The 10916-nt window shown below is 45.0% G+C and carries 11 protein-coding genes; 2 read left to right on the top strand and 9 right to left on the bottom strand.

The window, feature by feature from the left end:
- Positions 1-28: 28 nt before the first annotated feature.
- The 8 genes from NST07_RS17990 to NST07_RS17955 all read right to left on the bottom strand — a co-directional run bounded on the left by NST07_RS17990 (position 29) and on the right by NST07_RS17955 (position 8236).
- Positions 29-445, bottom strand: coding sequence for a DUF4280 domain-containing protein (locus NST07_RS17990; protein ID WP_342479900.1), 417 nt, complete (start codon positions 443-445; stop codon positions 29-31).
- Positions 446-450: 5 nt separating this feature from the next.
- Positions 451-981: a hypothetical protein gene (locus tag NST07_RS17985; protein ID WP_342479899.1), complete on the bottom strand. Its 531-nt coding sequence runs from the start codon at positions 979-981 to the stop codon at positions 451-453.
- Entirely contained in the window at positions 953-2197 is a 1245-nt protein-coding gene (locus tag NST07_RS17980; protein WP_342481957.1) for a pentapeptide repeat-containing protein, read from the bottom strand. The genes NST07_RS17985 and NST07_RS17980 overlap by 29 nt, the downstream gene beginning before the upstream one ends.
- 101 nt (positions 2198-2298) lie before the next feature.
- Positions 2299-3714, bottom strand: coding sequence for a contractile injection system protein, VgrG/Pvc8 family (locus NST07_RS17975; RefSeq protein WP_342479898.1), 1416 nt, complete (start codon positions 3712-3714; stop codon positions 2299-2301).
- Positions 3711-4391 carry a hypothetical protein gene (locus NST07_RS17970; RefSeq protein WP_342479897.1) on the bottom strand — a complete coding sequence of 227 codons (681 nt, stop codon included), beginning with the start codon at positions 4389-4391 and terminating at the stop codon, positions 3711-3713. The genes NST07_RS17975 and NST07_RS17970 overlap by 4 nt, the downstream gene beginning before the upstream one ends.
- Positions 4392-4889: 498 nt before the next feature.
- Positions 4890-5666 carry a zinc-finger-containing protein gene (locus tag NST07_RS17965; RefSeq protein ID WP_342479896.1) on the bottom strand — a complete coding sequence of 259 codons (777 nt, stop codon included), beginning with the start codon at positions 5664-5666 and terminating at the stop codon, positions 4890-4892.
- A gap of 199 nt (positions 5667-5865) precedes the next feature.
- Positions 5866-6858 carry a hypothetical protein gene (locus tag NST07_RS17960; protein ID WP_342479895.1) on the bottom strand — a complete coding sequence of 331 codons (993 nt, stop codon included), beginning with the start codon at positions 6856-6858 and terminating at the stop codon, positions 5866-5868.
- A gap of 985 nt (positions 6859-7843) precedes the next feature.
- Positions 7844-8236, bottom strand: a complete 393-nt coding sequence (locus NST07_RS17955; protein ID WP_341378780.1) for a hypothetical protein — start codon at positions 8234-8236, stop codon at positions 7844-7846.
- A 219-nt stretch (positions 8237-8455) separates the two neighbouring features.
- Here NST07_RS17955 and dcm point away from each other — a divergent pair, with 219 nt between their 5' ends.
- Together dcm and NST07_RS17945 are read left to right on the top strand one after the other, a co-directional pair.
- Positions 8456-9127, top strand: a complete 672-nt coding sequence (gene dcm, locus NST07_RS17950; protein ID WP_342481956.1) for a DNA (cytosine-5-)-methyltransferase — start codon at positions 8456-8458, stop codon at positions 9125-9127.
- Positions 9128-9195: 68 nt separating this feature from the next.
- Entirely contained in the window at positions 9196-9543 is a 348-nt protein-coding gene (locus NST07_RS17945; RefSeq protein ID WP_036684125.1) for a RidA family protein, read from the top strand.
- 117 nt (positions 9544-9660) lie between these two features.
- Here the strand turns inward: NST07_RS17945 and NST07_RS17940 are convergent, their stop codons facing one another.
- Positions 9661-10881: an IS256 family transposase gene (locus tag NST07_RS17940; protein WP_342479894.1), complete on the bottom strand. Its 1221-nt coding sequence runs from the start codon at positions 10879-10881 to the stop codon at positions 9661-9663.
- Positions 10882-10916: the final 35 nt, after the last annotated feature.

Here is a 10916-nt window from a genome sequence, read left to right as displayed (position 1 = left end):
CATTCTCCTTTCCACAACAATCTAGCTGTCAATCCAACTCCTGCCCGTCATTTTCAATCCGGATATGACCGCAGTACAGACACTGATGGGTGCAGTTTTGCATCAATGCGGGCTGGCCTTCGATCATCATGTCGCTTTTCCCGTTCAGCCACGACATCGTGAGCACAGGCATACACGGGGCTTTTTTCACGCCGTAGATGTCCACCATTTGGCTGGCCTGCACCGCCGGATTTAGCGGACTGAAGCAATTTCCGAACGACTGGATGTTCACTCCCGGCACGTAGTCTCCGATATTCATTTGCGCTTTGTTTTTGACGTAGACGCCATGGCTGAACGGCCGTTTCAAACGAGTGGGCTGTGTACCATAGCTACAGCTTAGAATGGCGCCTGCAACTACATATTTTTGCTTGGACCCCGTTCCCGGCTGTACTTGAACTTCCATCACCTTCTTCACCTCTCCTTGACTTCCATCTCGACTCTTTGCACCCCAATGCCTGTAAAAGAACGGCGCAACAGGCTTTCCGCTACCGCCAACTGGATGTATATGTAAGGCTCCATCAATCCGGAAATTCGGAAAACAGGCGCTTGAATGTCCCCGTGTCTCAGCACCAAATGCTTTAATGTACCATTGGGGTACCACAATGTTTGTGGGGAAAGACACTCGACCACCGGAGGGCGAAGCACCCAATATGCGTCTTGTCTGGCTTGCCGGATATCGCTTAATATGGCTGATTTCCATGCGAGTCCCGGCATATATTGTGCCAATAGTGCTCTCATCCGGTTGGACACCAACGGCAAAGGAAACTCCAGAAAATCCGGGTATACCGTTCGTTGATCCATATGTACAGCTAAAAAAAGAGGGGTTTCATCCTCCGCCTGAGCCCCGGCCCCCCAGAGGGCATCCAATTGCAATTTGGTTAAGGAAGCAGGCTCGACCCGATGTTTGACGCGTTCATCCACTGTTAATCGAAAGATTCTCATGGCAGCCACTCCCTTCATCAAAGGGGATTCCCCTCGAATCGCTGCGCTGCTCATCCGTAAAGCTCACCCCTTGCAGCTTCGCTCCTGTGAAATCAGCACTTGTCACCATTGCCCCGGCAAAAGATGCCCCTGCCAAATCAGCCCCCACAAAACAAGCATCTGTGAGATTGGTCCCGACAAAGGACGCTTTGTGCAACACGGCAGCCTCAAAGACAGCGCCTTGAAGTTGCGCTCCTTTAAAAGAAGCATTCTGCAGGTTTGTACCTGTAAAATTCACTCCCGCATAACCAAGCGGCTCGCCATCCCAATCCTCTTCACCGAACCCGGCATTGCCCATCACACCCTCCAATACTGCGCCTTGCATGGAACAGCCACTAAAATCCGCTCCGTTGATCAAGCTATAGGTGAAGTTGGTTTCATCAAGCTGACTTTCCTGCCAAACCGTTCCGACTAATATACAAGCATGCAAACGGCTCCCTTCCATTCCGATCTGGCGAAAAGCGGTATACCGGAAATCGAAATGGCTGTAATCTCCACCCGGCAGTTGGACGCCGGTCAGCGCCTGATAGCTGTAAGCATGCTCCTGTTCTTCCTCCAGCCAGTCTCTAACCAGGCTTGAATCCAGCAATCTGTGTTCTTCTTTGTACACGCACACGCTCCAGTCCATGTATTCCCCAACACGAATCTCGAACGTCTCTTCACGATCCAACTGCTGAAACTCCGGCAGAACGACCGCCCGTTTCAGTGCCAGACGAATCAAACTGACCAACATGGCATGGATATGCACCGCTGCTCCCAGCATCATCTGCTCCAGCACAAGCTCGGATAAAGCGACTTGCTGTGCTTGTGCCTCGGTTAGGAGATGCCCCCGCAATTCCGTCCAATAGCCATAGACCCAACTTGCATCGTACACGGACTGTACCGGTTTGGGATCAAGCACCCATAAGTCGTCTGCTGCCTCCACCCAATAGACAGGATGTTCTTCCAGCCATGCGGTGCGCAGCATGGAATAGGTGATATATCTGATGTTTCCTTTTCGCCCCGCAAGCTGCTCTTGCCGGAGCAGCACGCAATACTCCCGAAATTCATCCATAAAGGCTTGAATCCGTTGCTCCTTCTTCATATTCAAATCCAGCGCCCATTCTCTTTGGATACTGGACCAAGCCCCGTTCACCATCGCCCGCTGCTCGTCCATTCCATCTGCTTGCTCCTTCACCTGCATCCATCCACCACCTGATTTTGCTTTATGTTCAACCCCATCATCTCCATAAACGTAAAAGTATACATCCAGACAGGATAGCGCTCCCGCACTACACTCTAATTCGATTTCACCTCGCTGCCTTTCATGCCTGCCGAGCCGCTCAAATGAAGATGGCTGCCGTTGCAATCCATGCGCAGCTCGCGGCCTGCGGACAGATTCATCGTTTTCCCTGCCGACAGACTCAAGTTGCCGCCAGCCGAAATATGGACCTGCTTGCTGCTCACGATATGAATACCTTCACGATCATCCAGCTTGATAAAAATGGAGCCATCCTTACCGGTTATGACCAGTTCGTCCGGTCCCAGCCGAATTTCCTTGCCGTGCGGTGTACGCCATATTTTCAAATGAGGATCAGAAAACTTGTTATGGGCACTTGTTCTGTCCGCACGTCTGACCGCACTGCCGGCAACCCCGTCTTCTTCACGGCTGCCGGGAAAATAAAGAGACACCGGATCATCAGTTTCCGGCATCACATACCAGCCTGTATGTCCGCCGCCGCTATACACGGTCGAGTAGTTGAACCAATGCGCCGTGTCTACCTCCTGCTTATCGTCGCAATCCAGATGGATGCGCACCTGATCCTGCCGCACCTCCATAACCCGTCCGCTTAACGATGCACCTGCCAGCTTTTCCTGGTAGTAGCTTTTTTGCCACAGTCCTTGGTAAGAAGCAAGTGTATATTGATGTCTTAACAGCCCCTGCCTCATTTCAGTATAGGCCTCCGTCACATACAAGCTGTGTCCCTGAAAGGTCATTTGAGCGCCCAAATCCAATACCTCGTCCGTCTCTACCTCATAGACAATAAAATCATTTTCGTTCAGCTCCGCCTGCTCATTCTCCTGGAAGTAACGAAACGGCAGCATCTGCTTGCGAACTGTATAGCGGGTATGATCCAGCACCACCGGAGCAGGGTTATCCTCAATGCCAAAATAAAATTTTGGGCTGTCAAAGCGGGCCGCAGGCATCAAGCTCGTATGATATCGGGAGGCCATGCGTCTTAAAAATGCCCAATCCGTCTCCTGATACTGAATGGCAATCCGCCCGATTTTCGCTCCACCTGTAGCCCCGTCAATCACATCCAGGCCTTCGTAGCCCTTCCCGATCTGCTTCAACATTTGCGGGACCGTCATTTTCGTATGCTGAAAAGAGCGGGTACGCCGCTGAATGTCCATGCGGTAGGTATGGGAAATGGCTTCTACCTCCAGATAGTACACGTCCTGCGCGACTTTCACCTCGACCGATAGCGCAATCCCGCTAAACAGCGGCTTGCTGTCACCGGACTCCTCTCGTTGGCTCACTTCAATGACGGTGTTCTTACCCGTCGATTCCACATAACTGTCCTGCATGTCTTCCGGGATGACACCTGTAAAATACAGCCGGGTGTGCTCGTTGATTTTTTTGGTCAAGGTAAGCAGCTCCAGGTTGACCAGAGCATAGGGAGAGATTTGGATATGTTCGTAGCCCAGGCTCATAACGAGGCCACCCCTTTCTTAAGCGGAGGAGGGGAGAGAAGCGGAAGGATACGGAGGGATTGCACCAGATGTTCCGCTACAGGCAACCACGTCTCCATACTGGACTCCACACAGTTGAAGGTGCCCATCATCACATGTCCTTCATGGATGAACAGCAGCATTTCATTGTACAGATTCTCGTCTACACCCGCTGCTACAAAGCGGATGATTCCGATGGACAGTCCGGAACGATTGATGACCTGTTCGGTGCCTTTCCAATTACGAATCGGTTGTACAGAACGTAAGACATCGGCCATCTGCTCCGTAAACTCAGGGAGTTCGTCGGCATCCAAGAGCGTATCTGCAGGACTCAAGGTGATGTTAATCGTCTCATCCAAAGAGGTGTAGATCACCTGGGGGCGATGCTCCGAAGGGTATTTGAATTTGGATTTCTCCAGCGGCATAAGACTAAAGGATTTCGGTACACTAACCTCAATATGCCCATCCAGAATCGTTCTTGGCTCTAGCGTGATATGCTCCTTGCCGATTCGTAGAACCATGTTTTTTTCAGCAACGGGGTTGTCCTGCTCTGATTCAGATAATGGGAGTAGGGCCAATTTCGCTTGATCGTTATCAGTTGTCGCCTGGTCAATGACCTTATTCCTGAGGCTAAGAATTTGCTCGTCCATATAGTTCATAGAGCTAGTCCCTTCTTCTTAAATGTATGAGGAAAAATAATCCAGCATACCTATATATCGGTTCAAGCTTGATTCAACATGAATTCTATTATGTAGTACGTATATCAAGTGCTTTACGAAGGCGGGGTATTGATTCTTAAAATCATTCCAAAATATAATTTAAAGATGTGATTCCCCTCACTTTTATCCTATAAAATATCTTTCGTATCATAATTTTCATATTTTGTCATGAAAAAAGCCCCTGCTGTTTCTGCAGAGGCTCGTCCGATATGCGTTTTAATTAATGGTCTACCCATGGTACAAGGAACAATTCCGCCGCTTGAGACCGTATCCGAGCTGGTGGATCCACTGTACGCGCTGACTACGAAATCGTTAAGACTAACTAAAGCAACTACAATCAGGATGAACGCAATATGCCTGAAGTTTCATGGGGTACGATGAGGCTAGCTTCCTTATGATACCTATGAATCTGGCTACCGAAGCAATGGACAATCCTAGTCACCGTTGGTAATAAGGTTTGCATAAATCGATAACCCTCTCGCAGGCTTCTTGGTTCATTAAACCAATATGACATTGAGACATTTCGATTTTTAATTTAGAACTTAACCACTTGTAAGCTTTAGAGCGTGCTACATTTTTTGAACAGCCCGTTTTTTCCATTTTCCTTTTACATAAGATATCAAAATAGTTATGCGCTATTACTCTGTATTTTCTAGTAATTGAATCAGCTGTCGTACCTAAAGGAATTTTGGTGCCTTGATGTACCCCGACATAGCTCCCGCAATTTGGACATATCCATTTTGAGTAAGATTTGCTTTGCTGGTATTCATTAATTGAGAAACAGTATGAGCATAAAAACTCATAATGTTCTGAAGTTGGTAGTATCATTTGTACCAATACTTTTTTTGAATCAATCAATAACTCTGTGAATCCTAATTCTGTAAGATTATCTTTCGACAAGTTTATGTTATATCTTGGATTTAAAACATTCTTATGAATGGTTTTAATTGCGAAAAAGCTCCTATATAAATTATAGCTATCAAGAGTTGATTCTTTTAAAAGTTTAATATAACAATAAATATGTAAAGATCTAATATTCTTTATCTTCTGCAGTTTAAAATTAGACGAACAATAATGTACAAAATCATATCCATACCTTTTTAGTAATGCTTTATCTTTTCCATCACAGTTCCTAATTATTTTTGCTAATTGAGCCTCCAAAGGAGAGTTTGCCTTTTTAGAATGAAGGCGGCTTGAACCTTGTTTAATTTCCAAAAGTATCACCTCTGTTTGATGCTTCCCCTGCAACTACGGCAAACTATACATGTTTAAGCTAACTAACATTACTGCTAATAAATATTATCAAATCTCATATACAGGAAAAAAATAAAGATTAAAGGAACAATGTTCTATGCCCACTTCACCAACGAAAGGCTTCTAATATATGAAAATATCAAGCCTCGGAAACAATAGTTCATTCTTGAATAGCAGTCACGACACCATCATCCAAGTAAACATACTTATTATCCCTATAAACCCATTGCTCTGAAACTCTATTAACTGTAGTTGTTTTATTAATATCTGTTGGTAAACCCCAGCTTGATTCTTTGAGTTCGTTTCTTGTCATTCCAATAAATGGAGAAACACTATTTGCTTCTTCGATCTCTTTCTTTACTTTTTCTTCATTTTCTTTTTTTGCATCTGCAAGGATTTTATTGTGTGCCACTAAATCCTGATCCCACTTTTCTAACGATTGATAATTCAATTTTAACTCAGTGATTTCTTTGGAAAGACGCTTACTATATGCAGATGGTATGTTCATTAAATAGAAATGAAATAAGCTGGTTTTATCTGTCCCATTTTTTTTCTCTGCTAATGCGTTTGCATAATTATAAATTGCTGACGTCTCATCGTTATATCCTGGTTTAATACTGTTAGAGGCGAGTTCATACTTCTTATTTTTAATTAATTTGATTGCTTCAGCAATTTCTTTTTTAGCCTTAATCTTGTCTTGTTCTTCTCTATCTAGTTCAGCTTTTTTAGAAGTAAGTTCATAATAATCTATTCTTTCTTTTTGAAAAGCTAAATAAAAGGCATTCATTTGATCTTTAAATTCTCCGGTGTAGCCCTCAATATTTAACTTATTAATCCTTGCCAATATAGGTTCGTATAATTTTGGCGTTTCGGTGCTACTGCTTAAATTAGCAGATTCAATTCTAATTTCAACATAAGAACTTAATAGATCGAGATCCTTAATATCCAAATTATTTACGTTAAGTATAAATTGTTTTGCTTCTTCCCATTTCTGATCTCTTATGTACTGATAGAGTTCATTTTGACCTGAAGAAGCTACATTATCTGAAGAGTTTGTAACAGTATCCACATTTTTTTTTATGCTTGAACTATTCGAGCAACTACTTATAGCCAGACTCAGTATAAGTAAACTAATAACTTTGCTAATTTTCATTAAAAAAACACCCCCACATATTCCACACTATAAACAATTATAGTAGATACGTATTGTGGATACCATTAATTTTGATCATATATGGGATTATTTAGTTAGTATTAGTCATGGATAAATCTTTATACAAACCGGTAGGTCCCCTTTGCGACAAGAAATCGGTATCCCGGCCGCGGCCTTCAGGGTAAAAGCGAATGCAAATGAGGAGTCACCTCAGGAATCTATTTCCATTTCGGTTTCTTCTCTAGAATGCTGTGTCATCGAATACTTTTTCTTCCCCCAGTACAGTGGGTGACATTTTACGTCGCAGTTGTCAGCGTCTGGTTGTCGGTTCGCCATACCCCGGTTTCTCTTGAAAGCACCGGGCTATTCAGTAGATTTTCTCCTAGCCGTTTATCGTTGACTATTTTCGCTAATGGTAATGCAGATGGCAGTCATCGAGCTCGGAAAATGAATAAAATGACACAGGCGTCTATCTCAGCTGCCAGACATTCTCTCACCTTCGCAATATATCGCAGCAGCAATTCCGCCTCCTTTTCGACTTGGTCCTTTTCAGTTCTATGCGACCGATCCTATTTCGTGCTCCCTGATTGAGTCCACCGTGAAAACTAATAGGGCCGCTTCCTGAGCTCTGCTTCCGCTCCTGAATACTCTTGTGAAGTGAAGGTACGGCGCCCGAATCTTCAAGCGGGACGACTAGTAGTCAAGTGGACGTTACTCCTGGCCACTACTTAAGTCCGATCTCCACTGCTCCTTACAGCCTTTCCAGGTTTGTTGACGGCGCTCCGGTTACTTAATAGACTTCTCTACCTACCCTTATCCCTGTGAATGGACCCCTCCTTTTGTGACACAATATATAAGATGCTTATATTTCGCAAATAGATTAGGGGTATCATCTACTAAACCTTACAGTGAATTTTGTACATATGTCTATAGAAGTAAGCTCATAAAGTGCAGCAGCCTTTTTGAAGCCTGTTTCATCTCCAAGTTAACTACTTAATATGATATTTTCCAATGTTAGGTTTACTGCATATTCTGTTTTCCCCCGTTTAAATAAGTAAATGGATAACAGATGAATATATTCTACGTAGTAGCGAACATCCACAGCAGGTGAATTATCATTAGCTTTCTCCACACCACCCTGTAACTCTTCCAAAGCCCAATCCACTGAGTAACTGAATTTCAAAGCCGAGTCCAAGATGTTTAACAAGCCAGCGGTCAATTCTTCCCTGTCACATGCTTTTAGGAAACTCACGTATTCTGGCAATACTTCTTTATTTCCTTCAAGCAAATCAATAACAAAAGCATTCGCAACGGCAATACTCTTGTAGTATTCGATTTCGGCTAGAGACTCTTCGTCCTCAAGCTTAACCCAGCTCAAATACTACTCTGTAGCTGCCGGGTTACCAATTTCGTCATATTGCATGTGATGGTGCGGGATTTAACATGCCGGTCAATGAAGGCTCTGTATCCTTGGTAACTGATGCAGTCCTCTGTGAAAGTCCCCGGGTCCCATATAACTGTTCTGAATCTTAGGTATGGCTCAAGCCATGACGGGTATTTCTGCAGCAGCGTAGCACTCAGGAGCCAGTAAGGGACGCTGCTTGCTTGTTCTGCCAGGTGCGCTAAGAGCTATTTCAGCGGAGCTGGCGGCATGGATTTGGGAATGATTGAGGCCGGGATTGAGGTCATTGAATCATATGAAATTGACCGTGCTGCCTGCGACACGCTGCGGACAAACTTCGGCCATACAGTGAACGAAAGCGACATCACACAGATTACGGTGCTGGACCAGCAGGACGCTGATGTTTATATCGGGACATTCCCCTGCACGAAATACAGCGCTATTGCCGATATTCACGGGACCCGAACGGGTGATGATTTATTCCTTCACTTCTTCCGGCATGTGGCGCTGGCCCAGCCTGAAGCCTATGTCATTGAAAATGTTTCAGGGATGAAGAAGTTTCAGGTTGTAATGGAATGCATGACGAAACTGCCGAACTATTATGTTCGAGTGGAGTGTCCAGTTAACGCGAATATGTGGCTGCCGCAGGAACGTAAGCGGCTGATAGTTATCGGAACCAAGAAGCCGTTCGACACGCTGCGATACCCGGAAGGGTCGCCGCTCTCCATGCGGGAAGTTATTGACGTTGGGGCAGAGGTATACACTCCGGATTACGTGCAGAAACGGCTGGACGGTAGTTACCGGGACAAACCGATTGTAACGGGGCTGGATGGTAAAAGGATTGCGTGGAGAGCCAACAAAAAGTAAATATTTACATTTAAAAACGTATGTTCTAAAATATAATATGGAACTTAATACATAGGAGGCTCATGTATATGATAAATCGAATTTCAACACCATTTAGTTATTCATCTGCTGTTGCGGCTGGTGACTATGTGTTTCTCGGATTACATCGGGGTTTTGGACAGAGCTTTACAGAACAGATTCACAATACTTTCTCTCACTTAAAAGAGACTCTTAATCAACTTGATGTACCACTGGATAATGTTGTTAAGGTGAATGTATACCTAAAGTACATTAAGGACTTACCTGAAATGGAACAGGTTTTTTGTGAGTATTTTGAAAAGGATAAATTCCCTGCTAGAATGACATCTACGACAGAGTTTTTTGACTCTGATTGTCTTATGATGATTGACGGAATAGCATACAAAGGATTGAACTAACGAGAAACGTTAGTTTATTAGTTTAATTAAACAGCGGCAGTCTAGGACTTTAGGGTCTGTCAATAATTTTGTGTAAACTCTTTTAAGCATAGGTTCCCCCGAGGGGGAATTCTCAAACTAACGCAAGTGTTGACCGACCCGATCGGGGAAAAAGACCGACAGCTGGAGTAGCATTTGGCCCCAGTTTTGGACACGTCCTGTCCATTTCCGGGTGACGTCCACGGTAGCCAGATAGAGCATTTTCAGCAAGGCTTCATCCGTAGGAAAGATGCTCTTTCCCTTCGTCACTTTTCGAAGCTGACGGTGGTAACTCTCAATCATATTGGTGGTGTAGATGAGTTTGCGGATCTCGGGCGGGTACTTGAAAAAGGTAGCGAGCTCGTCCCAATTCGTTCGCCATGAACGGAGGATTAGGGGATATTTCGCTCCCCAAACTTCCTCGAAACGGTCAAGTTCAAGCAAGGCACCTTCCTCGGTAGCTGCCTTGTAAATGGGCTTTAAATCGGCAGTTACTTTCTTAATGTCCTTGTACGACACGTAACGGGTGGAGCTGCGGATTTGGTGTATAATACATTTCTGGATTTCGGTTTGGGGATAGCAGGCCGCAATCGCCTGGGAGAATCCGGACAGATTATCCACGCAGATAATGAGGATATCTTGGACCCCGCGATTCTTAAGCTCATTCAGCACGCTCAGCCAGAACTTGGAGGACTCATTCTCACCAATCCACATGCCCAGCACGTCTTTATTTCCGTCCAGATCGATGCCAATGACCATGTAGGCGGCCTTGTTGATAATGGCCCCGTCTTGCTTGACCTTGAAGTGGATCGCATCCAGATAGACAACCGCATAGACGCCCTGCAGCGGACGATTCTGCCATTCTTTAATGAGAGGCACAATCTTGTTCGTCACATTGGAAATGAGCGTAGGGGAGACTTCAATGCCATACATCTGCCCCAAATGATCCTGAATTTCTCTGGTGCTGATCCCTTTGGCATATAAGGCGATAATCTGCTCTTCGATGCCCGTTACATTCGATTGATGCTTCTTGACGACCAGAGGCTCAAACTCCCCCAGCCGGTCCCGAGGGACGGTGATCTCCTGTTCGCCGTACTCACTCACTACCGTTTTACGGCTCTTTCCGTTCCGACTGTTTGGCGTGAGCTTCGCCTTCACTTCATGCTTTCCATAGCCCAAGTGGGTATCCATTTCGGCTTCCAGCATCTCCTGAATTGTCTCTGCGAATAGATCTTTTAAGGCATTCTGTGCATCTTGTGCTGTAACCAGATTATTCTCCTTAATAAATTCTCGAAGTTGCTGTTTTGACCAAAGTCCCATGTGTTCTCCCCATCCTTTCTCTTACTTCCATTTTA

The organism is Paenibacillus sp. FSL L8-0340, assembly GCF_038593145.1.
Lineage (GTDB): Bacteria > Bacillota > Bacilli > Paenibacillales > Paenibacillaceae > Paenibacillus_AQ.
This window is presented reverse-complemented; position numbering and strand designations above follow the sequence as displayed.